Source organism: Streptomyces sp. NPDC056600 (assembly GCF_042792855.1).
GTDB lineage: Bacteria > Actinomycetota > Actinomycetes > Streptomycetales > Streptomycetaceae > Streptomyces.
Genome location: NZ_JBHTVQ010000016.1, coordinates 86,120 through 107,741 on the forward strand (window position 1 = coordinate 86,120; position 21,622 = coordinate 107,741).

The 21,622-nt window shown below is 72.4% G+C and carries 26 protein-coding genes; 8 read left to right on the forward strand and 18 right to left on the reverse strand.

The window, feature by feature from the left end:
- Positions 1 to 9: 9 nt before the first annotated feature.
- Positions 10 to 456: a helix-turn-helix domain-containing protein gene (locus ACFRAV_RS11250; RefSeq protein WP_382553811.1), complete on the reverse strand. Its 447-nt coding sequence runs from the start codon at positions 454 to 456 to the stop codon at positions 10 to 12.
- Positions 457 to 854: 398 nt separating this feature from the next.
- Here ACFRAV_RS11250 and ACFRAV_RS11255 point away from each other — a divergent pair, with 398 nt between their 5' ends.
- The gene (locus tag ACFRAV_RS11255) at positions 855 to 1,478 is read left to right on the forward strand and encodes a histidine phosphatase family protein (RefSeq protein WP_382553813.1); all 624 of its coding nucleotides are present in this window, start codon (positions 855 to 857) and stop codon (positions 1,476 to 1,478) included.
- A gap of 94 nt (positions 1,479 to 1,572) precedes the next feature.
- Here the strand turns inward: ACFRAV_RS11255 and ACFRAV_RS11260 are convergent, their stop codons facing one another.
- Together ACFRAV_RS11260 and ACFRAV_RS11265 are read right to left on the reverse strand one after the other, a co-directional pair.
- A complete protein-coding gene (locus ACFRAV_RS11260) occupies positions 1,573 to 2,310 on the reverse strand; it encodes an HAD family hydrolase (RefSeq protein ID WP_382553814.1) in 738 nt (245 codons plus the stop codon).
- The gene (locus tag ACFRAV_RS11265) at positions 2,310 to 3,215 is read right to left on the reverse strand and encodes a winged helix-turn-helix domain-containing protein (protein WP_382553817.1); all 906 of its coding nucleotides are present in this window, start codon (positions 3,213 to 3,215) and stop codon (positions 2,310 to 2,312) included. The genes ACFRAV_RS11260 and ACFRAV_RS11265 overlap by 1 nt, the downstream gene beginning before the upstream one ends.
- A gap of 173 nt (positions 3,216 to 3,388) precedes the next feature.
- Between ACFRAV_RS11265 and ACFRAV_RS11270 the strand changes: the two genes are divergently transcribed.
- The gene (locus tag ACFRAV_RS11270) at positions 3,389 to 3,580 is read left to right on the forward strand and encodes a hypothetical protein (protein ID WP_351112897.1); all 192 of its coding nucleotides are present in this window, start codon (positions 3,389 to 3,391) and stop codon (positions 3,578 to 3,580) included.
- A 409-nt stretch (positions 3,581 to 3,989) separates the two neighbouring features.
- On the opposite strand, the gene ACFRAV_RS11275 is transcribed toward ACFRAV_RS11270, so the two are convergent.
- Entirely contained in the window at positions 3,990 to 4,922 is a 933-nt protein-coding gene (locus tag ACFRAV_RS11275) for an asparaginase (RefSeq protein WP_382553877.1), read from the reverse strand.
- A gap of 305 nt (positions 4,923 to 5,227) precedes the next feature.
- Positions 5,228 to 5,911 carry an aerial mycelium formation protein gene (locus tag ACFRAV_RS11280; protein ID WP_382553819.1) on the reverse strand — a complete coding sequence of 228 codons (684 nt, stop codon included), beginning with the start codon at positions 5,909 to 5,911 and terminating at the stop codon, positions 5,228 to 5,230.
- Positions 5,912 to 6,068: 157 nt separating this feature from the next.
- Between ACFRAV_RS11280 and dtd the strand changes: the two genes are divergently transcribed.
- Positions 6,069 to 6,494 (forward strand): D-aminoacyl-tRNA deacylase, encoded by a 426-nt coding sequence (dtd, locus tag ACFRAV_RS11285; protein WP_382553822.1) that lies wholly within the window; start codon positions 6,069 to 6,071, stop codon positions 6,492 to 6,494.
- A 17-nt stretch (positions 6,495 to 6,511) separates the two neighbouring features.
- On the opposite strand, the gene ACFRAV_RS11290 is transcribed toward dtd, so the two are convergent.
- Together ACFRAV_RS11290 and ACFRAV_RS11295 are read right to left on the reverse strand one after the other, a co-directional pair.
- Complete coding sequence (locus ACFRAV_RS11290; RefSeq protein ID WP_382553825.1) at positions 6,512 to 7,477, reverse strand: YgfZ/GcvT domain-containing protein; 966 nt, start codon at positions 7,475 to 7,477, stop codon at positions 6,512 to 6,514.
- 10 nt (positions 7,478 to 7,487) lie between these two features.
- Positions 7,488 to 7,964, reverse strand: coding sequence for a Fur family transcriptional regulator (locus ACFRAV_RS11295; RefSeq protein WP_382553826.1), 477 nt, complete (start codon positions 7,962 to 7,964; stop codon positions 7,488 to 7,490).
- A 267-nt stretch (positions 7,965 to 8,231) separates the two neighbouring features.
- On the opposite strand from ACFRAV_RS11295, the gene ACFRAV_RS11300 reads away from it, so the two are divergent.
- The gene (locus tag ACFRAV_RS11300; RefSeq protein WP_382553829.1) at positions 8,232 to 9,620 is read left to right on the forward strand and encodes an RNA-guided endonuclease InsQ/TnpB family protein; all 1,389 of its coding nucleotides are present in this window, start codon (positions 8,232 to 8,234) and stop codon (positions 9,618 to 9,620) included.
- Here ACFRAV_RS11300 and ACFRAV_RS11305 read toward each other — a convergent pair.
- The 4 genes from ACFRAV_RS11305 to ACFRAV_RS11320 all read right to left on the reverse strand — a co-directional run bounded on the left by ACFRAV_RS11305 (position 9,512) and on the right by ACFRAV_RS11320 (position 13,267).
- Complete coding sequence (locus ACFRAV_RS11305; protein ID WP_382553831.1) at positions 9,512 to 10,087, reverse strand: FABP family protein; 576 nt, start codon at positions 10,085 to 10,087, stop codon at positions 9,512 to 9,514. The two genes, ACFRAV_RS11300 and ACFRAV_RS11305, sit on opposite strands and share 109 nt — an antisense overlap.
- A gap of 257 nt (positions 10,088 to 10,344) precedes the next feature.
- Positions 10,345 to 11,430 (reverse strand): hypothetical protein, encoded by a 1,086-nt coding sequence (locus tag ACFRAV_RS11310; protein WP_382553833.1) that lies wholly within the window; start codon positions 11,428 to 11,430, stop codon positions 10,345 to 10,347.
- On the reverse strand, positions 11,427 to 12,368 hold the full coding sequence (locus tag ACFRAV_RS11315; RefSeq protein WP_382553835.1) for a hypothetical protein: 942 nt from the start codon (positions 12,366 to 12,368) through the stop codon (positions 11,427 to 11,429). Before ACFRAV_RS11315 ends, ACFRAV_RS11310 begins: the two co-directional genes overlap by 4 nt.
- Positions 12,365 to 13,267, reverse strand: a complete 903-nt coding sequence (locus ACFRAV_RS11320; RefSeq protein WP_382553838.1) for a hypothetical protein — start codon at positions 13,265 to 13,267, stop codon at positions 12,365 to 12,367. Before ACFRAV_RS11320 ends, ACFRAV_RS11315 begins: the two co-directional genes overlap by 4 nt.
- Before the next feature lie 118 nt (positions 13,268 to 13,385).
- Between ACFRAV_RS11320 and ACFRAV_RS11325 the strand changes: the two genes are divergently transcribed.
- Positions 13,386 to 13,748 carry a DsrE family protein gene (locus ACFRAV_RS11325; protein WP_382553841.1) on the forward strand — a complete coding sequence of 121 codons (363 nt, stop codon included), beginning with the start codon at positions 13,386 to 13,388 and terminating at the stop codon, positions 13,746 to 13,748.
- A 45-nt stretch (positions 13,749 to 13,793) separates the two neighbouring features.
- Here ACFRAV_RS11325 and ACFRAV_RS11330 read toward each other — a convergent pair whose 3' ends face one another.
- The 7 genes from ACFRAV_RS11330 to ACFRAV_RS11360 all read right to left on the reverse strand — a co-directional run bounded on the left by ACFRAV_RS11330 (position 13,794) and on the right by ACFRAV_RS11360 (position 18,513).
- The gene (locus tag ACFRAV_RS11330; RefSeq protein WP_382553844.1) at positions 13,794 to 14,060 is read right to left on the reverse strand and encodes a DUF3099 domain-containing protein; all 267 of its coding nucleotides are present in this window, start codon (positions 14,058 to 14,060) and stop codon (positions 13,794 to 13,796) included.
- A gap of 63 nt (positions 14,061 to 14,123) precedes the next feature.
- Complete coding sequence (locus ACFRAV_RS11335; protein ID WP_351112875.1) at positions 14,124 to 14,411, reverse strand: DUF1416 domain-containing protein; 288 nt, start codon at positions 14,409 to 14,411, stop codon at positions 14,124 to 14,126.
- Between the two features lie 12 nt (positions 14,412 to 14,423).
- Entirely contained in the window at positions 14,424 to 15,263 is an 840-nt protein-coding gene (locus ACFRAV_RS11340; protein ID WP_382553847.1) for a sulfurtransferase, read from the reverse strand.
- 171 nt (positions 15,264 to 15,434) lie between these two features.
- Positions 15,435 to 15,515: a putative leader peptide gene (locus ACFRAV_RS11345; protein WP_350240574.1), complete on the reverse strand. Its 81-nt coding sequence runs from the start codon at positions 15,513 to 15,515 to the stop codon at positions 15,435 to 15,437.
- A gap of 188 nt (positions 15,516 to 15,703) precedes the next feature.
- Positions 15,704 to 16,435 (reverse strand): DUF2993 domain-containing protein, encoded by a 732-nt coding sequence (locus tag ACFRAV_RS11350; protein WP_382553850.1) that lies wholly within the window; start codon positions 16,433 to 16,435, stop codon positions 15,704 to 15,706.
- A 125-nt stretch (positions 16,436 to 16,560) separates the two neighbouring features.
- Complete coding sequence (locus tag ACFRAV_RS11355) at positions 16,561 to 17,601, reverse strand: LacI family DNA-binding transcriptional regulator (protein ID WP_382553853.1); 1,041 nt, start codon at positions 17,599 to 17,601, stop codon at positions 16,561 to 16,563.
- Between the two features lie 120 nt (positions 17,602 to 17,721).
- Positions 17,722 to 18,513 carry a response regulator transcription factor gene (locus tag ACFRAV_RS11360; protein ID WP_382553856.1) on the reverse strand — a complete coding sequence of 264 codons (792 nt, stop codon included), beginning with the start codon at positions 18,511 to 18,513 and terminating at the stop codon, positions 17,722 to 17,724.
- A gap of 266 nt (positions 18,514 to 18,779) precedes the next feature.
- Here ACFRAV_RS11360 and ACFRAV_RS11365 point away from each other — a divergent pair, with 266 nt between their 5' ends.
- From ACFRAV_RS11365 to ACFRAV_RS11375, 3 genes are read left to right on the forward strand one after another with little or no spacing between them, the layout of a single operon-like run.
- On the forward strand, positions 18,780 to 19,628 hold the full coding sequence (locus ACFRAV_RS11365) for an alpha/beta hydrolase (protein WP_382553858.1): 849 nt from the start codon (positions 18,780 to 18,782) through the stop codon (positions 19,626 to 19,628).
- A gap of 43 nt (positions 19,629 to 19,671) precedes the next feature.
- Positions 19,672 to 19,926, forward strand: a complete 255-nt coding sequence (locus ACFRAV_RS11370; protein ID WP_108951876.1) for a MoaD/ThiS family protein — start codon at positions 19,672 to 19,674, stop codon at positions 19,924 to 19,926.
- Between the two features lie 10 nt (positions 19,927 to 19,936).
- Complete coding sequence (locus tag ACFRAV_RS11375; protein ID WP_382553862.1) at positions 19,937 to 21,235, forward strand: hypothetical protein; 1,299 nt, start codon at positions 19,937 to 19,939, stop codon at positions 21,233 to 21,235.
- Positions 21,236 to 21,622: the final 387 nt, after the last annotated feature.

Here is a 21,622-nt window from a genome sequence, read left to right on the forward strand (position 1 = left end):
CCGGATCGCTTACTTCTGGAAGTCTGGTGGTGCCGGTGGCGTGTCTCCGCCGTCGGCCGGGCGAGGTCCGCCTGCCGCCGCGTCGTCCGCGCCGTTCTCGTGGCGGAACGCGTCGTAGATCTGGACCAGCGCCTGCTTCTGCCGCTCGGTGAGCACGGGGTCGGCGAAGATGACGGCCCGGGTGTCCGGACCGTGCGTCCCGTCGTCCGCAGTGCCGCTGCCCCGTTCGGCGTCGAGGATGCCCGCCCGGACGTAGAGAGTCTCGGCGGAGATCCGCAGGGCCTTGGCGACCTGCTGGAGCACCTCGGCGCTGGGCTTGCGCAGGCCTCGCTCGATCTGGCTCAGGTAGGGGTTCGACACCCCTGCGGCGTCCGCGAGTTGACGCAACGACAGCTGGGCGTTGCGCCGCTGTTCGCGCAGATACTCCCCGAGACCACCGACGTTGAGCGATGCCATGACCACACCGTGCCACCTCGCGCTAACTTTTGCAAGCGCCCTGCTAACAGGCTTGCGCGTCGTTCTCGGGACGGTGTCCTCACGCCGACACCGGTGCGTGCGCACCGAGTTGACGCGTCTGTCCTGTCTCTGTGATGACCGGGCGGTCTCGGAGATCTCCGGGCAAGTGAGCTGACGTCCCAGTCGTCTCCGGCCGGCCTCGCCCACCGCCACCACCGGCTCGTCCGCCGAGCCGAGACCCTTGCCGGCAGCGGCCGGATTCCCCGAGCGCGTCGCGCTGATCAACATGTTCACGTCTGCCCGTCGGAGAAAGTCGCTGCCGCCACGGAACTACGCACAACGAGGTCCGCGTCCATCCCGACACGCAAGATCACTGATGGCCGACGGAAACCCGGGACATGACAAACGCAGCCACTCGATACCTCTACCTCGCCCGGCACGGTGAAGCGTCGGAAGATGAGACGACCCTGACGGAAGGCGGCCGGCGCCAGGCCGTTCTGCTCGGTGAACGGCTCCGGAACACCCCGCTTTCGGCGATCCACCACGGCCCGCTGCCCCGGGCGCGGCAGACGGCCCGGCTGATCGGCGCACAGCTTGACGCCGTCCCCCTGCACCAGTCGGAACTGGCCGGCGACTACGTCCCCTACCTGCCAACGAAGGAGGAGCTGCCGCCGGATGCGGCCGAAGCCATGCTCAGCTTCCTCGCTCAGGTTCCCGACGAGGAGCGCGACCGCGGTCCAGCACTGGCCCGGGAAGCGCTCACAGCATTCACAGGTCCGGTCGACGGAGATCGCCCCCGCCACGAACTGGTCGTCACCCACAACTTCCTCATCGGATGGCTGATCCGGGCTGCCCTAGACGCACCCGAGTGGCGCTGGATGGGCCTCAACCACGGCAACGCAGCCCTGACGGTCATCCGATACGCGCCCGGCAGACCGTCCTCCGTGCTGTTCCACAACGACATGCGGCACCTGCCCACAGAACTGCGCTGGACCGGCTTCCCGCCCGAACTCCACATCTGACCCAAGTCCGGGCACCGCGGCTCAGGGGTCCGCCCTACCGGGATTTGTCCGAGACCGGACAGCATCGCCGGCGACCGGCGCCGTCACCCGCTGCTCACGCCTCGCCGTGGTCCGCCCTGGCCGGGACGGGGCAGGGCTGGAGGGCGTCGAGGACGAACTTCAGGGAGCCGACCAGGTGCTGGGCGCCCGCCTCGAGCAGGGAGGTCTCCCGGGCCGCGCTGCGGGCGTGGCCGAGGAAGGGGACGCCGGCCGCGCGGGCGGCGGCCAAGTGGGCGGGGGTCTCGCCGACGAACAGGGCGTCCCCCCGCTCCGCGCCGAGCGAGGCGAGCGCCCCGGCCAGCGTGTAGCGGAACTCCTCACGGCGCCCGGTCCCCCGGCCGCACACCCGGGGCAGCGCGTCCGTCAGCCCGCGTCCGGCCACGTAACGGCTCCCCGCCTCGGCGTCGTGGCGGGTCACCACCGCGGTGCGCACGCCCAGCGAGGCCCAGGTGCGCACCAGCGGGTCGGCCCACGGCGTGGGCGACGCCTTCGGCACGGCGCGGAGTTCGGCCGCGGTCAGGCGTGCGCGCAAGGCGGTCGCGACCGCCTCGTCGGGGCCCTCGGCCACGGCCGCGAGGACCTCGTAGGGGTCGCGGCCGGCGCGGACGGCCGCCGGGAGCGTGCCGCCCGCCCCGGTGCCGTCGAGCCAGGCGATCAGGTCGTCGGCGAGCAGCCGCTCCTCGTCGCCGCCGGGGGCGAAGAGCCGGCACAGGGGTCCGTCGAGGGCGAGCAGGACGACACGGGCGTGGGAGACGAGGCGGTCCGCCTCGGCAGTCATCACATGAGGGGCCATCAGGACAGTGTCAGGTCAGTGGTGATGGTTGCCCAGAGGGCGTCGAACCACTTCTGCGACTGTTCCACGAACGCCGCGTCCCGCGAGGCCCCGGCGCGCTCGAAGGAGAACAGCAGGGACTCCGCGCTCATCCCGTCGAACACCTCCACCGCCTCGCTCTCCCCGACCGTCTCCTCCCGCCGGGTGATCATGTAGTAGGCCATCAGCGCCTCGGAGCCGTTGAGCAGGTAGAGCTTCATCGGCGGGGTGAACGGCAGCGCCCGGAAGGTGACCCGGACGTCCACGCCGTGCGAGTGGCGCAGCATCCGCAGGTTGTGGCGCAGGACGTGGCCCTGGGCGTTGCGCTGCGCCAGCCACCACTCGTGGACCGGGTCGGGCGGCTCGACGTCGCCGTCGGCCCGCCTGCGGCGCCCCTCGACCGGGACCGGGAAGGCGAGGTTGATGTTCCGGGAGGGGACCAGGATCCGCACGTCGATGGACTCCGGCCGGACCCGGCCCTCGTGGACCAGCCGCAGCGGCTCGGCGAGCGCCAGCATCAGCGTCTCGGCGGTCAGGCAGACCGCGTCGATCCGCACCGCGGGCTCCTGGAACGCCTGCACCAGCCGGGGCGCGAGGCCGACCATGGCCGGGCGCGGCTCGCCCGAGACGGGGCGGCGCTCGGCGATCCGCGGCGGGCTCCCCTTGCTGACGTTGGTGAGCAGGCCGAGCTCCTGCAGGGTGCGCAGGGCCTGACGCACCGCGCCGCGCTCCACGCCGAACTCCTCGGCGAGCTCGGCCTGGGTGGGCAGCCTGTCGCCCGCCTTCAGCTCGCCGGCCTGGATCCGGTCGCGCAGCACCTCGGCGATCTCATGGGACGAGAGTCTCCTGTTGCCAGTCACTGCCACGTTCTCCTGAGTCACGACCAAACGGTACAACTTCCGTGCAGATTACGGAGGTTGGTTTCGCGAACCGCCAACTGGACATAACTCCAACCAACTTCCACACTTGGCAGAGTTGGACCGAGTTGGCCCCACTTCCATCACCGGGAGCGAACCACAGACCGCACCGCCCCACGAGACCGAGACCCCTTGGAGGCACCGTGCCCGCCCTCGCCGCCCTCGCCGCAGCCGTCGCCGTCGTCATGGTCGAGCGGTACGTCGAGATGAGGTACGGCACGGCCGGTCTCGTCGGCCTGCTTCTCCTCACCGTCGGCCACAAGGCCAACAGCCCGACGTGCAGCTCCGCGGGTGCGGTGGTGCTCGCCGTGACCGTCACCTCGCCGGCGGTCTGACCCGGCAAGCGTACAACTTCACGCCATTTCCGGGGAGTTCGCGCAAGGGTGGTTACCCGGCCCGGCGAGATGGATACAACTACAGATGAGTTGGTCGCCAACTATTCCAACCTGGCTCAGGAGCCGGGCGGTTGGCGTCAGAGCCGGAGATCACGGCAGCGTTCCTCTCCGGAGGGGAGCCGGGAGCGCACTCCTACAACTGAAGAGCACGCTACGGATGCACCACCCAGCACAGTCCCGTCCACCACCGGCCGGCGAGTACCGGGCAGGAAGGAGGTCCGACCGGCAGAGTTCACGGCAGGGCGCCCGCCCGACCGGGCGGGGCCCCTGCGGCCCCCACGACGGGCCGCACACCGAGCACACCGCCGGACGGCGAGCGCTTCGCCGGACGGCAAGCCCCGGCCCGGCCTCAGAAGGCCGCGCGGACCGCCCCGACCTCCTGGCCGCCGCCCAGCAGCGGCGCGTGGCCGATGCGGTCCAGCACGGGGGCGTCGACCCCCGCCAGGCGCAGCACCCGCGCCAGCACCGGACCGAGCGCGCGCGTCGCGCCGTCCTCCACCTTGAACGCCAGCGCCCGCCCGTCCGGCAGGGCCACGGCCTGCACGGCCTCGGCGCCCATCTTCGACAGGGCTCCCGGCACCTCGCGCATCAGCCAGGTGTCCGGACGACGGGTTCCGGCCACGTACTCCGGGTGGGCCCGCATCGCGTCCGCCACCCGGCGCTCCGCGCTGCCCGGCTCCGCCAGCACGAAGGAGCGGAAGGCCCGGGCCAGACCGGTCAGGCCGATCGCCATCAGGGGCGCGCCGCAACCGTCGGTGCCCACCGCGGTCACCGGCTCCCCCGCCGCCTCCTCGACCGCCGTGTGCACCAGCCGCTGCAGCGGGTGCCCCGGGTCGAGGTAGTCCTCCAACGACCAGCCGTTGAGGGCGGAGGCGGCCAGCATGGCGGTGTGCTTGCCGGAGCAGTTCATGGCGACCCGCTCCCGGACGCCTCCGGCGGCCAGGTACGCCTCCGCCTCCACCGGGTCCAGCGGCAGGTCGACGGGGCAGCCCAGCTGCTCCTCGCTCAGGTGGAACTCGGCGAGCATCTCGCGCACCAGCTCGCGGTGGAACGTTTCTCCGGAGTGGCTGGCCGCCGCGATCGCCAGCCGCTCGCCCTTCAGCGCCAGCCCGGCCCGCAGGATGGCGGCGGCCTGCATGGGCTTGTTGGACGACCGGGGGAAGACGGCGACACCCGGATCACCGAGCGCGAACTCCACCGACCCGTCCGGCGCCAGCAGCACCAGGTGCCCACGGTGCCGCCCCTCCACGAAGCCCGAGCGCACCACCTCCGCCAGCGGCACCGGCTCGACGGCGTGAGCGGCCGGGCGGGGTGCGGCCTGCGCGTGGGCGGCCGTGGCGTGAGCGGCCTGCGCGGGGGCGGCCGGAGCGTGGGCGGCCGCGACGTGGGCGGTCGGCGCCGCCGCGGCGAAGGCCCGGTCGTCCCGGGACGACCGGCCGTCCCGGGAGGCATGGTCGGCCCGGTCCGCCTGGTCCGCCGGATCGACCCGGTCGGCCCGGGCGGCGGCCGGGGTGGGGCGGTCGTCGGCGAGGACGCGGGTCGGCTCGGAGGTCGGCTCGGACACGGTGCGGGGCCTTTCGGAAGGACTCAGAGCAGCAGGTCGTCCACCTGCGCCTCTCCTTCACGGTACCTGCGCGCCAGCTCTGCCCCGCACGCGTCGGCGGTGCGCTGCAGGTCCTGGCGGCGCGACGACACCCCGCGCTCGTGCCGCACCAGCCGGGCGAGGGCCACCCGCAGCTCCACGTCGGTCCGGGCGGCCAGGTCGGAGAGGCCGACCTCGTCCAGCATCCCGGCCGCCTCCCGCCGGTACTCCTCGCTCCGCGGGGCGGAGAAGGTGACGTGCCGGGCCGACGAGGGGTGGCGGGCGGGGGCGTCCCGGAGGATCTCCGGCAGCCGCTCCATGACCGGCCCCAGCTCGACGGCCGGCCCCTGCCCGGCGCCGCCGCCCGGGCCCCGGCGGCCCAGCTCGGCGCGGAGGATGTCGATCCGGCCCTGCAACAGCCGCCGCAGGTAGCTGAGGTCCGTCTCCTCGGCCAGCGCCCGGCGCCGCAGCGCGCGGATCTCGGCCATCGGCAGCCCGGCGACCGGGGCGAGCGCCGGCGGCGTGCCGGCCCCGCAGGCCGCGCCCTGCGGGGCCGAGGCCGCGGAGGCGGCCGCCATGTCGTGCGAGGGCGTCCGCTGCGCGAAGGCGCGGCCCGCCACCGCCTGCCCGTCCCGCTCGGCCGCCCGACCGCCGATGTGCGTTCCCGGTGTCCTCATCTGCTCCAGCATCTCCTTGGTCGCCCGCGACCGGCGTGTGGACTTGCATCGTGCCACCCCAAGTGGCCGCAATGTGCGCGAGTGTCCATGATCGTCCCCTGATGAGGGGTGTCCGAACCTCCCGGGGCCGGGCGGAACCACCGTTCGGCGGCACGGCATGATGGGGCCCATGCGAGCGGTGGTACAGCGGGTGGACGGCGCGAGCGTCGTCGTCGAGGGCGAGACGGTCGGAGAGATCACTGGTGAGGGGCTGTGCGTCCTCGTCGGGGTCACCCACGACGACACCCCGGAGAAGGCGGCCCAGCTGGCCCGCAAGCTCTGGTCGCTGCGGATCCTGCACGAGGAGAAGTCCTGCAGCGACGTGGACGCGCCGCTTCTGGTGATCAGCCAGTTCACCCTTTACGGGGACGCCCGCAAGGGTCGCCGGCCCACCTGGAACGCGGCGGCGCCCGGACCGGTGGCCGAACCGCTGGTGGACGAGGTGGTCGCGCGGCTGCGCGCGCTCGGCGCGACGGTGGCGACCGGCCGGTTCGGGGCCGAGATGAGGGTGTCCCTCACCAACGACGGCCCCTTCACCGTCCTGCTGGAGATGTAGGGCCCGCGCGGGCGGCCCTACGGCGCGACCACGACCTCCTGGGCGGCCGCCGTCGACCCGGCCAGCAGCCGGGCGTCCACGGGCACGCTGCGCTTCACCAGGGCCAGGGCGACCGGGCCCAGCTCGTGGTGGCGCACCGAGGTCGTCACGAAGCCCAGCTTGCGGCCCTCGGGGCCGTCGTCCGCGTCGCGGATCTCCGTCCCCGGCGGCGGCAGGTGCACCTCGCTGCCGTCCAGGTGCAGGAAGACCAGCCGCCGCGGCGGCTTCCCCAGGTTGTGGACGCGGGCCACCGTCTCCTGGCCGCGGTAGCAGCCCTTCTGCAGGTGCACCGCGCTCTCCAGCCAGCCCAGCTCGTGCGGGATGGTCCGGTGGTCCGTCTCGAAGCCCAGGCGCGGCCGGTGCTGCTCGACCCGCAGCGCCTCCAGCGCGAGGAGGCCCGCGGCCGGTCCGTTCGCCCCGGCGAACTCCTCGAGCCGCTCACGGGGCAGGAAGAGGTCCCGCCCGTAGGGCGTCTCCCGGGCCACGGCGCCCTCCGGGGTGGCGGCGATCGACCCGGCGGGCAGGTGCACGAGGGCGTACTCCGCGGTGCGGTCGGCGACCTCCACCCGGTAGAAGAACTTCATCGACTCCAGGTAGGCGATCAGCGCCTCCTGGGTGCCCGGCTCGACGTGCGCCCAGGTGGTGGCGCCGTCGTCCACCAGGTACAGGGCGTGCTCGATGTGCCCGTGCGGGGAGAGGATCAGCGCCTCGGTCGCCCGGTGCGCGGGCAGCCGCTCGACGTGCTGGGTGAGCAGCAGGTGCAGCCAGGCCAGCCGGTCGTCCCCGGTGACGGTGACCACGCCGCGGTGCGAGAGGTCCACGAAGCCCCTGCCGTCGGCCAGCGCCCGCTGTTCGCGGAACAGGTCTCCGTAGTGCGCGGCGACGCCTTCGTCCACACCCTCGGCGGGGACGGCGCCGGGCAACAGCAGCAAGGGACTCTTCATACGACTCACCCTACGTGTCTCGGTCAGCGGGATCCTCGGGCGCGGGAGCGGGGCCCGCGGCGGAGGGCGGTTCCTTGCCGCACCGCTCGCACCGCCCGAAGATCGCGAAGTGCTTCATGTCGGTGTCGAACCCGAAGGTCGCCCGGAGCTTGGCGGTGAACTCCTCCGCCACCGCGACGTCCGCCTCGATCACCTCGCCGCAGTCCCGGCAGACCAGGTGCAGGTGCTGGTGCCGGTCGGCGAGGTGGTAGGTCGGGGCGCCGTGCCCCAGATGGGCATGGCTGACCAGGCCGAGCTCCTCCAGGAGCTCCAGGGTCCGGTAGACGGTGGAAATGTTGACCCCCGACGCCGTTCTCCTCACTTCACCGAGGATGTCGTCGGGGGTCGCGTGCTCAAGTGTCTCGACCGCTTCGAGCACGAGTTGCCGCTGCGGGGTCAGCCGGTAGCCGCGCTGCCGCAGGTCAGTCTTCCAGTCGGTGCTCACCACACCGAAAGTCTAGGTCGGGCCGGGACGACTCCACCTACTGGAAGGGTGAAAATTCGAGCGGCCGCCGCGGACGGTCGCGCGCGAAGCCTGCGAGCCCCAGCGTTGGAGGCCCCGCCCCTCGCGGCCCCTGCCCGGACCAGACAGCCGGCGAGCAACATGCGTCAGAACGCGGTCACGATGCCAGGACGAACACGCGTGACGAGGTCCGGCAAGGAGAATTCCGATCTCCGGCATATACCTAACGTCCCGGTATGTATGGTCACCGGCATGCAGCTGCGCTACGCGTTCAGGTTGTACCCGGACTGCCACCAGCAGATCGCGCTGGCGAAGGCGTTCGGCTGTGCTCGCGTGGTGTTCAACGACGCGGTGCGCGCCCGTGAGAGCGCTCGCAGGGATGGCCTGCCCTATCCGACACTCGGGGAGTTGTCGGTCCGCCTGATCACCCAGGCCAAGAGGACCCCGGAGCGCTCCTGGCTGGGCGAGGTGTCCGCGGTCGTACTCCAACAGTCCCTGCGAGACGCTGAGACGGCCTACCGGAACTTCTTCGCTTCCCGCTCCGGCAAACGCAAGGGCCCCAAGCTCGGTGCGCCGCGCCTGAAGTCACTGAAGGACACAAAACAGTCGATCCGGTTCACCGCGAACGCTGCCTGGAGCATCGATGCGGCCGGACGACTCAACCTGCCGAAGATCGGCCCGGTGAAGGTGAAATGGTCCCGCAGCCTGCCTGCCACGCCCTCCTCGGTCACCGTGGTCAAGGACAGCGCCGGCCGATACACCGCGTCGTTCGTCGTCGACACCGACCCCGCCGTGGACGCCGCACGCATGCCCGCCACCAACCAGAGCATCGGCATCGATCTCGGCCTGACGCATTTCGCAGTTCTGTCCACCGGGGAGAAGATCGACTCGCCCCGGCTTCTGCGCCGTGCGGAGAAAAAACTGAAGAAGGCGCAACGTGAACTGTCCCGCAAGCAGAGAGGTTCGAGCAACCGGGAGAAGGCCCGCCTGAAAGTCGCGCGCGCCCACGCGGCCGTCGCAGACGCGCGCCGCGAGTTCCATCACCAACTCTCCACACGGCTGATTCGCGAGAACCAAGCGATCGCTGTGGAGGACCTGTCGGTCGTAGGACTGGCGCGTACGAAGCTGGCCAAATCCATCCAGGACGCGGGCTGGGGCTCATTCGTCAGCATGCTGACCTACAAGGCCGCCCGGTACGGACGCACGCTGATCATGATCGGTCGTTACGAGCCGACCAGCCGGACCTGTTCGGTCTGTGGCGCCTTGGACGGGCCCAAACCCCTCCACATCCGAGAGTGGACATGCCCGGCCTGCGGTGCCGTGCACGACCGCGACCACAACGCCGCGAAGAACGTGAAAGCGGCCGCCGGACTGGCGGCGTCAGCCTGCCGAGCGCAGGGAAGACCGGGACGTGTCCCGGCACAGCGCAATGAAGCAGGAAGCCACGGATTCCCTACCGAGCTCGAGCCGCAGAGCGGCACGAAGCCCGGCGAGGAAGGCCAGAATGCTCGGGCGACCGCCCGAGGAGCGAGTCACTTGAAGAAGGCGATGCCGTCGTCGGGCATATCGTCGGGCAGGGCCTTGGCCCAGCGCTCGACCTCCTCCGGCGTGACGACCTTCTTCAGGTGGGCCGACATGTAGGGGCGCAGCTCGACCTCGGGGGTCTGCTTCTCGCCGACCCACATCAGGTCGCTCTTCACGTAGCCGTACAGGCGCTTGCCGCCGCTGTACGGCCCGGAGGCGCGGGTCCGCGCGACCGCGTCGGTGACGACGTCGATCTGCGGCTTCTTGTCGGCCATCTGTCCGTACCAGACCTCGACCACGCCGTCGTCGCGGGTCATCACGATCTCGACGTTGCGGTCCTTGTCGATCCGCCAGAAGCCGGACTCGGTCTCCAGCGGACGGACCTTGTTCCCGTCGTTGTCCAGCACCCAGGTGTGGGAGCGGTACTCCAGGAAGTCCCGGCCGTCGTGGCTGAAGCTGACCTCCTGGCCGAAGTTGCACTTCTCCGAGCCGGGGAAGTCGTGCACGCCCGCGCCGGCCCAGTTGCCGAGCAGGAAGGCGAGCGGGACGAGGTCCGGGTGAAGGTCTGACGGGATCTCGATCATGAGTTGCTCTTCGTCGTCGCGAGTGGCGTGAACGGGTCGGTCGTGGCGCGGGTCAGCGCTGGCCCTGGTACAGCTTCTTCACGGTCAGGCCAGCGAAGGCGAGAACGCCGAGGCAGACAAGAACCAGCAGGGCCGAAAAGAAGATCTCCACGGGTGCTCCTCAGATGAGCGCGGTATAGCGGTGTACACAAGAGCCGGACCCCAGCTTACGCGCCCGGGGTCCGGCTCTTCCTGCGAGGTGCGGTCGCACCCGGTGGTCAGCTCAGCAGCTGGGACTGCAGCACGGCCGTCTGCTGGAAGGGGATCGCCGCGGCGGTGCCCTTCCTGGTCTGCGTGATCACGGCCAGGGTGTCGCCGGCGTTCAGGTAGGCGTGCCGGCTCTGCTCGTCGCCGTAGGGCTCGGCCTCGACGTAGGCGAGCAGCGGGACGTCCGCGACCGCCGCCTTGGCGGGCCAGTCCTCGTCGGCCTCCCACGCCTCGCTGCCCGCGGGCAGGAAGCCGGGTTCGCCGTACGTGGCCATGGAGTCCCAGACACCGACCTCGAGCTGCTCGGCGGTGTTGAAGTGGAGCAGGTAGATCTCGGTGCGGGTGCCGTCCGGCATGGTCCAGCCCCGGGCGGCGATGTGCCGCAGGCCGTTGTCGGTGAGCAGCTGCGACAGATCCTCCCGGCCGTCCTTCTCGAAGGCGGCCAGGAAGGTCTTCTTCTTCAGCCAGCCGTTCTCGTCGCCGGCCAGCTCCTTGACCGCGGTGGCGCCCTCGGGCGCCGGCAGCAGGAGTTCGCGCAGGTCGGCGTGGTGCGCGCCGGCCGGGTTGTCGTCGGCGAAGGGGGCGGGGCTGCCCTCGGGCAGCGGCGGTCGCACCAGTTCGGGATAGTCCCAGCGGCCGTCCGACTCGGTGGCCAGACCCGGCACCTCGGTGCGCTCCATGGACGTGATGCCGTACGCGGCGCCGGTGCCGACGGCGGCGAACACCACCACGGCGGCCGTCCACCGTCCCACGGCCCGCAGCATCCGCCGCCGGTCCCTGGCCGGCTTGGCCGGCTCGGTGCCGGCCGCCACCTGGGGGGCGGCGAAGGGATTGCCGGCGCCGGCCGGCGGGGCGCCGGTGACCGGGGCGTCCGCCGGCAGGGCGGGCCCCGGCGGCGCGAAGGCGGCCGGGGAGTCCGTCACGGGCGCCGGCGGGGCGACCACCGCGGGCTGCCCGGCGGGCGGCGCGGCGGGCGGCGCGGCGGGCGGCGCGGTGGGCGGCGCGGGCGGTTCCGTGGTGGACTGCTGCGGCACCACCGGCGTCGGCTGCTGCGGCTCCTGCGGCTGTGCGGTCTGATCGACGGTCTGCTCGCTCATACCGCCTCCCCCGGGGTCTCGATGCGGTCCAACTGCTTGCCCATGAGTCCGGCGATGTCCTTCTTCTCGACCGGCCGGGGCGCGAACGCGGTGAGGCTGACCGACACCTCGCCCTGGTGGCCGACGCAGTGCACGAACTCGTTCTGGCCCTTCTTGTCCGCCTCGATCACGTAGCAGCGGGCGTTCTTCGCGTGCCCCGGGACCTTGGGACCGGACGTGGCGATCCCCAGGTCCTTGATGCTCTCGAAGATCTGGCGCCGGCCCGTGGCGGAGGACTTGGCGTCCTTCTCGTTGCTCATCTGCGTGAGGACGACCTCGGTGACGTAGGCGTCGTGGCGGCCCTGCACGGTGAAGCTCCGCATCGCGAGGCCCTTGACGCGCTGCTTGTCGATCTCCCGCTCGAGCTGCCTGCGCTGGCTCCGGGGAAGCCCGTCGAAGCTCTCCTTGGCGAGTGCGGCGGCCTCCTTGCCGTTGAGCTCGACGTCGGAGCCGTACTCGCCCATGTCCGGCCCCTGGGAGAGGTCGTCCTCCCAGAGCAGCAGCATCCCGCGCAGTCCGTCGGCCTCGACGGACGCCGGCTTGCTGTCCGGCGCCTTGGCGTACTTCCAGACCGGCTTGCCCGGGTCACGGTCGGCGTCCCGCACGGTCGCCCAGGTGAAGCCGGACACGCCGATCGCGGCGGCGGTCACCAGGGCGATGCCCGAGAGCGCCGCGATGCGGCGGCCCCGGCCGGGCTTCTTCGCCGGCTTCGCCGCGCTCGCCGGGTTCTCCGCCGTCACCGGCGTCCCCGCCGTCTCGGAGGTCTCCGCCGTCTCAGGGGTCTCGGCCGTCACCGGCGTCTCCGGCGGCGCGGCCGCGGAGGCGTCCGGTGTTCCGGCGCCCTCGGCGGTCTCCCCGGTTCCGGGGGTCCGCGCCTCTTCGTTCCTCGCCTCGGTCACAGCCGCTCCATCTGCTGCTCGGCCAGCTTCGTGGCCATCTTCTTGCCGACCGGTCTGATGTCGCTGACCCAGATCTGGAGCGCGATGTCACCGCGTACGGCGGTCGCGTGCGCCTGGTACGACGTCATGTAGCCGGGCTCGGTCTCGGGCTTCAACACCAGGACCGCGCCGTCCTCGGCCCCCGGGAAGGGGTACTCGCGGGCGCCCTCGTGGGCGAATCCCATCTGACCCTGGTGTGCCCTGACCGATCCGAGCGCCGACTCGTTGCGGAACTGGACGAGCCGGATGGTCACCCAGCGGGTGTCGGTGTCCTCCCAGGTCACGGTCGCGGCCCGGCGGAACTCGTCGGTCAGCTCGTCCGGCAGCGAGGACATGTCGTCGTCGTGGAAGCTGGAGAACTCGTCGACGCCGATCCACCCGCGCTCCTTCTCCTTCTTGCCCTTCGGCGTCTTCAGGAGCAGTTTGCGCAGGTCGCCGTCGGTCCTCACCTTGCGGTCCTGGGCGGCCGGAAGCGGGTCCGGGCCCTCGCCCTTGGCCTGCCTCAGCTCGGGCTGGGACAGCGAGGGCAGCTTGGTGGGCTCCCGCTCGGCCTGGACCAGGTAGCCGGTGCAGGTGCCGCCGACCAGGCCGAGGACGGCCGCGGCGGCGATCAGCATCGCGGTGCGGCCCCTGCGGCGCGGGGCGGGCGCGGCGGCGGGCACGGTCTCCGCGAGCACGGTCTCCGCGAGCGCGGGCTCGACGGGCGTGGGCTCGGCAGGCGTGGCCTCCGCGGTCAGGGCCTCCGGCGCGGGGGCGGGCTCCGGTGCGGGCCCGCCGGTGTGCGTGGCCTGGGGCTCCCCGGGGGCCGCACCCGGCGCGGGTGCGGCCTCCTCGGGTTCCCTCGGCGTGTCGTGTGACAAGAGAGTCGTCCCCCCAGTAAGGATTCGGGGCACCTCCGCGAGGTTTTCGCGTGCATGCCAACGGGAAGACTCTTCGACCGGCCTCAGGGTTGCAAGCGAGTTTGGTTACGATCCGGCCATGGCCAAAAAACTGGTGATCAAGGTGACCGCGGGCGCGGACTCCCCCGAGCGCTGCTCCCAGGCGTTCACGGTGGCGGCGGTGGCGGTCGCCAGCGGCGTGGAGGTCTCGCTCTGGCTGACCGGCGAGTCGGCGTGGTTCTCGCTGCCGGGCCGGGCGGCGGAGTTCGAGCTGCCGCACGCCGCCCCGCTGCCGGACCTGCTGGACGCGGTCCTGGCCGGCGGCTCCGTCACCCTGTGCTCGCAGTGCGCGACGCGCCGGGAGATCACGGAGGCGGACGTGCTGAAGGGCGTCCGCATCGCCGGCGCGCAGGTGTTCGTTCAGGAGGCGCTGGGCGAGGACACCCAGGCCCTCGTCTACTGATCGCCTGCTGACCGCCTCGCGACCGCCGACCGGCCGACGCGCCGGTCAGCGCGGCGGCCGCCGTCGCTTGTCGTCCAGCTCGTCCCACCACTCGTCGGACCGCCGGTCGCCGCTGGTCTCGTCCCACCAGCGGTCGTCCGGCCCCCGGCGGTTGGCGACCACCGCCGCGACGGGCGGAATCACCATGGCCACCACGCACATGGCCACCGCCGCCGGCACGGACCACAGCCGCACCACGCCCCAGGCCAGGACGAAGAGGCCGAGGCAGATGCCCATCAGCACGAAATAGGCGTGGCGCCGTCGCGCGTACATACCTCCAGCGTAGGCATGCGGCGCGACGGCGCCAGGGGCGTCGCACAGAGGGTCGGCCGGCCGTCAGACGGCGATGGCGACCTCCGCCAGGCCGCCCTGCTGGGCGACGACGGTGCGGTCCGCGGTCAGACCGCCGGGGATCAGGGCCCGCAGGGTCCAGGTCCCCTCGGCGGCGTAGAACCGGAACTGGCCGGTGGCCGAGGTGGGCACCTCGGCGGTGAACTCGCCGGTCGAGTCCAGCAGCCGGACGTAGCCGGTCACCGGCTCGCCCTCGTGCAGCACCTGGCCCTGGATGGTGGTCTCGCCGGGCCGCACGGCGGCGTCGGGGCCGCCTGCCTTAGCTCCACACATGGTCGTCCGTCCTCACTTACCGGGGCCGAGCTCGATCGGCACGCCGACCAGCGAGCCGTACTCGGTCCACGAACCGTCGTAGTTCTTCACGTTCTCCACGCCCAGCAGCTCGTGCAGCACGAACCAGGTCAGCGCGGAGCGCTCACCGATGCGGCAGTAGGCGATGGTGTCCTTGGCGAGATCGACGTCGGCGTCGGTGTAGAGCGCCTTCAGCTCGTCGTCGGACTTGAAGGTGCCGTCGTCGTTGGCGTTCTTCGACCACGGGATGTTCGCGGCGGTCGGCACGTGGCCGGCGCGCTGCGACTGCTCCTGCGGCAGGTGGGCCGGGGCGAGCAGCTTGCCGGAGAACTCGTCGGGCGAGCGGACGTCGACCAGGTTCTGCTTGCCGATCGCGGCCAGCACGTCGTCGCGGAAGGCGCGGATCGCGGTGTTCTGCGGCTTGGCCTTGTACTGGGTCTCGACGCGCTCGGGGACCTCTTCGACCAGCTCGCGGGCGTCCAGCTCCCACTTCTTGCGGCCGCCGTCGAGCAGCTTGACGCTCTCGTGACCGTACAGCTTGAAGTACCAGTAGGCGTAGGAAGCGAACCAGTTGTTGTTGCCGCCGTAGAGGACCACCAGCGAGTCGTTGCCGACGCCCTTGGCGGAGAGCAGCTTCTCGAAGCCCTCTTGGTCGACGAAGTCGCGGCGGACCGGGTCCTGGAGGTCCTTCGTCCAGTCGAGCTTGATGGCGTTGCGGATGTGGTTCTTGTCGTAGGCGGCGGTGTCCTCGTCCACCTCGACGATCACCACGTTCGGGTCGTCCAGGTGCTCCTGGACCCAGTCGGCGTCGACCAGGACGTCGTTGCGGCTCATGCTCCATCTCCTCCGGGGCAGTTGCGGGGGTGTCGGCTGGGAAGCTGAAAGCTGGCGAACACAGGGGTGCGGGCGCGCGGGGCACGATGCGGCGCGGTGCGTCTTCGTCGCCACGGGCACACGCGAGGGGGCCCGCCGAGCGGGCCCGCGGGGAACGGGAGAGCTCTCCCGTCAGGAAGTGCGACAGAGCATGGCGGCCACGCGGCACAGGTCCACTGCCCGCCGCTTGGTGAGATCCGCCTGTCGCTTCATGTCCCAGATCCTAAGGAGGGAGAACCGGACATGTCACCGGCGTGTCGCATCCTGAGACGTAAATGTCCGTCATATGGACGATCTGCCACCGCAAGGCTGTCCGCAGGGGCTCGGCAGGGCCTCCTGGGGCCCTGGGTGCCCCTGCGGCGGACAGGCCGTCTCGCTGTACGGACCCCCGGACGCGCCGCCTACCAGGTGGAGAGGTCCACGTCCTTGCCGGTCACCGTGACCCGCACGCCGTCGTCGTCCGGTCGGACCGAGGCGAGCCGCAGGCCGGGCGGCAGCTCGGACAGGGCCTGGTCGAAGTCGGTCACCGACCGCACCGTCTCCTCGGGCACCTTCACGCCGAGGTCGGGCAGCGAGGCGGCGCGCACGCGCAGCTTCCCGTCCTCCACCGCGACCTTCCCGAGCACGTCGAGTGCCGGCAGCTTCTGCCCCAGCAGGGCCGGCTGCACCTTGACCTTGATCCGCCCCTGGCCGCCGTCGGAGAGCCCCACGACCGCCGCGGTCAGCCCGGGGGCGACCCGCTGCGGCTCGGTGCGGGTGGCCTTCAGCAGCTCGTCGTAGCGGACGAGCAGGTCGCCCTTGACCCGGGCCGCCTTCGACGGCGTGAGGTCGCCGTCCAGGCGGACGCCACGGAGCCGGGCGTCGAGGTCCTCGACGGTCATCTTCTTGCCGTCGGAGCCCTCGACCGGGAACTCGGCGATGGACAGCCGCACGTCGTGCAGGTCGCCGTCGGCCAGCTGGGTGAGGAAGGGGAAGCCCTGGATCGCGACCTCGGGGGTGTCCCGGAGCCCCTGCGAGGTCTTCAGCCCCTCCGCCGTCCGGTCCTCGGCGATGTTCACGGCGATCCGGTCGGCGGCCACCAGCAGTCCGCCGAGCAGCAGCGCCACGACGAGAAGTATTCGAACGGCACGCACCTACGGGTCTCCCTACCTGGACGGCGTCTGGACGGTCGGCGGAGTACTCGGATTCGACGGTAACGCCGTGGGCCGCTCGGCAGGGAAGCTTGTCGACCAGCTGTGACAAGCCTCGCGCACGCCCGTCAGAGCTGCCGCGGTTCCTCGTCGCAGCCGCAGGAGCGCCGGGTCACCAGGTGGGCGGGGACCATGCGCAGCCGGTCGTGGCCGTTGCCCGGCAGCCGCACGGTGTCGTCCAGCACCAGGTCGACCGCCGCGCGGGCCATCGCCTTGCGGTCGGTGGCGACCGTGGTCAGGGGCGGGTCGGTGAGCGCCGCCTCCTTGATGTCGTCGAAGCCGACCACCGCCAGCTCGCCGGGCACGTCGATCCGCAGCTCGCGGGCGGCGCGCAGCACGCCCACGGCCTGGTCGTCGGTGGAGCAGAAGATCGCCGGCGGGCGGTCCGGGCCGGCGAGCAGCCCGAGCGCCACCTGGTAGGCGTCGTAGCGGTTGTAGGGGGCCTCGAAGCAGCGGCCCTCGGTGGTCAGACCGAAGTCGGCCATGGCCAGGCGCCAGCCCTCGACGTGGTCGGAGACCGGGTCGCCGACCTCGGGGGTCTCGGCGGTGCCGCCGATGCAGGCGACGTAGGGGTGACCGTGCTCCAGCAGGTGCCGCACGGCCCCGCGGGCGCCGCCGACGTCGTCGGTGACCACCGCGACGTCGTCGATCGCCTCGGGGCGCTCGTGCAGCAGCACGACCCGGGCGTCCCAGGCCTCGATCTCGGCGGCGGCCTGGTCGTTCAGGGCGTGGCTGACCAGGATCAGGCCGGAGACCCGCATGCCGAGGAAGGCACGCAGGTAGTGGACCTCGCGCTCGGCCACGTAGTCGGTGTTGCCGACCAGGACCATCTTTCCGCGCTCGGAGGCGGCCTGTTCCACCGCGTGCGCCATCTCGCCGAAGAAGGGCTGGCGGGCGTCCGGGACGATGAGGCCTATCAGGTCGGTCCGTCGCGAGGCCATGGCCTGCGCGACCCTGTCGGGCCGGTAGCCGAGCTGCGCGATGGCGGCCAGCACACGTTCGCGGGTGGCCGGGGCGACCGGCCGGGGTCCGTTGTTGATGACGTAGCTGACTACGGCGGTCGAGGTACCCGCCAGTCGCGCCACGTCGTCCCGAGTCACCTTGGCCACGCGCGGAGTCTACGCGTATGGAAACACCTCTGGGCAGGACATCTACGCTTTGCTGTCGACCCCGCACCCACCCCTCGGCGGGCCGGGAGCGGGCCGACGGGTGCCTGCGGGGCCTGTGCGTCAGGCGTCGGCGGCCATTTCCGGGACGCTCTGTCCGGTTTCGGCCCGCTTCGCACCCGGGCGGGCGTCGCGGGTTCCGGAGGCGGCCGGGCGCTTGGCGTCCTCGGCGGGACGTTCGCCCTTCTCAGGAGTTACGAACCGGTAGCCCACATTGCGGACAGTCCCGATCAAGGATTCGTGCTCCGGACCGAGCTTCGCGCGCAGCCGCCGCACGTGGACGTCGACCGTCCGGGTGCCGCCGAAGTAGTCGTAGCCCCAGACCTCCTGGAGCAGCTGGGCGCGGGTGAAGACCCGGCCGGGGTGCTGGGCGAGGTACTTCAGGAGCTCGAACTCCTTGAAGGTGAGGTCCAGGACCCGGCCCTTGAGCTTGGCGGAGTAGGTGGCCTCGTCGACGGAGAGGTCGCCGTTGCGGATCTCCATGGGAGAGTCGTCGCCGGTGAGCTGCAGGCGGCCGACGGCGAGCCGCAGGCGGGCCTCCACCTCGGCGGGGCCGGCGGTGTCCAGCAGGACGTCGTCGACGCCCCAGTCGGCGGTGACGGCGGCCAGGCCGCCCTCGGTGACGATCAGGATCAGCGGACAACCGGGCCCGGTGGAGCGCAGGAGCTGGCACAGGCTGCGGACCTGCGGGAGGTCACGGCGGCCGTCGACGAGGATGACGTCGGCGCTGGGCACGTTCACCAGCGCGGGGCCCTCGGCGGGGGCGACGCGCACGTGGTGGAGCAGCAGGCCGAGGGCGGGCAGCACCTCGGTCGACGGCTGGAGGGCGTTGGTGAGGAGCAGCAGTGAGCTCATCGGTTCTCCACACTGTCGGTGGTCCGGTGGTGCACGGTTCGCTTGCCCATAACGTCTGGTTCCTCCTGGGTCCCCGCGAGGACGTTTGCGGCACTGCATCGCGGCGCGTGGCGGGCTCCGTCGCCCCCGGGCCCTCTCGCCGCACCGCGTCGTGCTGGAGAAGTCCCGTGCACCTGCGCTTTCAGACTCGTATACAGCTCGCTCTAATGCGCGAAAGGACCCGGGGGCTGCGTCGCCCGAGTCCTCTGCCCAGCAGAATAACCCACATGAGCACTGGCAGGGCAGGTCAAACGGCTGATTCGGGTGACGTCCCGAAGGCTGAGACAAAACGGCGGTACCCCCGAACAGCCTTTCTGCGTACGGCCGACGGGGTGAGCGTCCACGCCGCGTACGAGCCGGGCACGGCTGTATACGATCCACCGGGAGCGGAATCCGATCACCCGGTGATTGTGATCGCGCACGGATTCACCGGAGATCTGAGCAGGCCCCACGTGCGGCGAATAGCGCGTTCCTTTTCACATTTCGCGGCGGTGATCACTTTCTCCTTCCGGGGCCACGGCGCGTCCGGCGGGCACTCCACCGTGGGCGACAAGGAAGTCCTCGACCTGGCCGCGGCGGTCGCCTGGGCACGGGAGCTGGGGCACCGGCGGATCGCCACGGCCGGCTTCTCCCTGGGCGGCTCGGTGGTGGTGCGGCACGCCGCCCTGCCCGACGCCGGCGTGGACGCGGTCGCGACGGTCAGCGGCCCGGCCCGCTGGTACTACCGGGGGACGGCCGCGATGCGGCGGCTGCACTGGGTGGTGATGAGGCCGGCCGGCCGGCTCGTCGGGCGGCTCGCCCTGCGCACCCGCATCCACCACCGGGACTGGGACCCGGTGCCGCCCTCACCGGTGGAGTCGGCGCCGCTGATCGCTCCGGTCCCGCTGCTGGTGGTGCACGGGGACAGCGACCCCTACTTCCCCCTCGACCATCCGCGCTCGCTGGTGGAGGCGTCCGGGGGGCACGCCGAGTTCTGGCTCGAGGAGGGGATGGGCCACGCGGAGAACGCGGTCGACGAGGCACTGGCCCGGCGGCTCGGGGCCTGGCTGGCCGACGCCGCCCGCCGGGGCCGCTAGCCTGACCGTGTTCACACATCAGTTCACTCAGCCGAGGAACGGTATGGCACAGGTCACGGTGCGCTACTGGGCCGCCGCCAAGGCCGCGGCCGGCGTCGCCGAGGAGTCCTTCGACGCGGACACCCTCGCCGACGCGCTGGACGCGGTCCGCACACGGCACCCCGGGGAACTCACCCAGGTACTGCGGCGCTGCTCGTTCCTGATCGACGGCGATCCCGTGGGGACCCGCGGGCACGACACCGTACGGCTGGCTCCGGGCGGCACGGTCGAGGTGCTCCCGCCGTTCGCAGGAGGGTGACCCCCACAGCATGAGCAACCAGTACGAGCAGCCGTACCCGGGGCCGCACCACGGCCCCGGCGACGGCTACCCGCAGACGCCGTCGCCGTCGGAGACCACCCAGCAATGGCAGGGCAACACCTGGGACTCCCAGATGCAGCCGCACCTCGGCGCCTCGCCCGCCCACGAGCCGGAGGCCGCGCGCACGGCGTACCTCCCGCCGGCGGCGCAGCCCGGCGCGGCGGTCCCGTACCCGCACTCCAGCGGTCCGATGCCGGGCGCCGAGGCTCCCGGGACGCACGGCGGCGGGTACGGCGGCGGGTACCCGGGGCAGTACGACGGCGCGCGGGCGGGCGCGCACGCCCCGGCCGGGCCGCAGGCGTCACAGGCGCCGGCCCCGCAGGCCGCCGCCCCGCACGCCGCGCCCGCGGACCCGTCGGCGGGGCACGGCGTCCAGCAGGGGCACGCCTCGGCGGCGCCCGGCGGCGCGGCCCCGGCCGGCGCCTCCCAGGGCGGGGCCCCCCAAGGCGGCGCCTCCGAGGGCGGTCCCGACCTCGCGGGCTACGGCCCCGCGACCGTCGGCGGCAACACCCGTGTGACGGACGCCCAGCGCGCCCGCGCCGAGGGCCGCTCCCCGATCATCGACCCCGGCATCCAGCCCGCCGCGCTGACCGCCGCGCTGTCCCTGCTGCTGGCCGGGGGCGCGGCCCTCGGCACCTGGGCGCTGCTGCTCCCGCTGGTCGTGCTCCAGGGCCTGACCGCGGCCGGCTGGTTCCGCCTGAACGGCATGTGGCCGGCCCGCCAGGGCATCGCCCTCGGCTTCCTCGGCGCGCTGGCCGCCGACGTCGCCGTCCTGGCCGTCGGCCGCGAGCACGGCACCGGCGCGGTCCTCGGCACGCTGGGCGTGTGGGTCCTGCTCACCCTGGTCCTCCAGCTCCGCAGCCACGCCGAGCCGGACGAGCGGATGTACGGCCTCACCGCGGCCCTCGCCGCCGCCGCGCTGGCCATCCTGGCCACCGGGCACCTCGCCGCCGCCCCGGAGGCGGTGACCACCGGCGGCGTCGCGGTGGCCGCCGCGATCCTGGTCCGCGCCGTCGTCGCCAAGCCGCCGGCGGCCGGCATGGTCCTCGCGGTCGCCGTGGCGGCCGGTGCGGGCGCGCTGGTGGGCGACGGGCTCAGGGGCGCGCTGCTGGGCGCGGTGGCCGGTCTGTGCGCCGTGGTGGGTCACCGGGTCGCCGCCTACGACTACCCGTCCCGCTTCGTGCACTTCACGGCGGGCGTCGCCCTGCCGCTCGCCCTGGCCGCCCCCGCGGCGCTCCTGCTGGGCTGACACAGGCGCATCGGGCCGCCCGTCGTCCCGGGGCGACGCCCGGGCCTGGCGTACACGGCACGTCGGCCGGTGCGGGACCAACCCGCGCCGGTCGCCGGTCCAGGTCACCTGACGTGGATCACCGGCTCACGATGAAGGCGCACCGGGCTCCGTGCCGAGGACCGCTCGCCGCCGGTCCGCACGACCCGACCGGTGCGAGCCCGGGCGGCAACTCGCCCGCGCCAGGACCAAGGGAAACGCCAGGCCGGTTCGACGCCCGCGCCAGGGACCGGAAGAGCCGCCCCGTGCGAGGTGCACGGGGGGGGGCGTTCACGTCGGGGGCCCAGGGCCGCGGGGCCCCCAAACCCCGGGCCGGCGGGGGGAATGCACGACGGGGGCGCCCCTCGG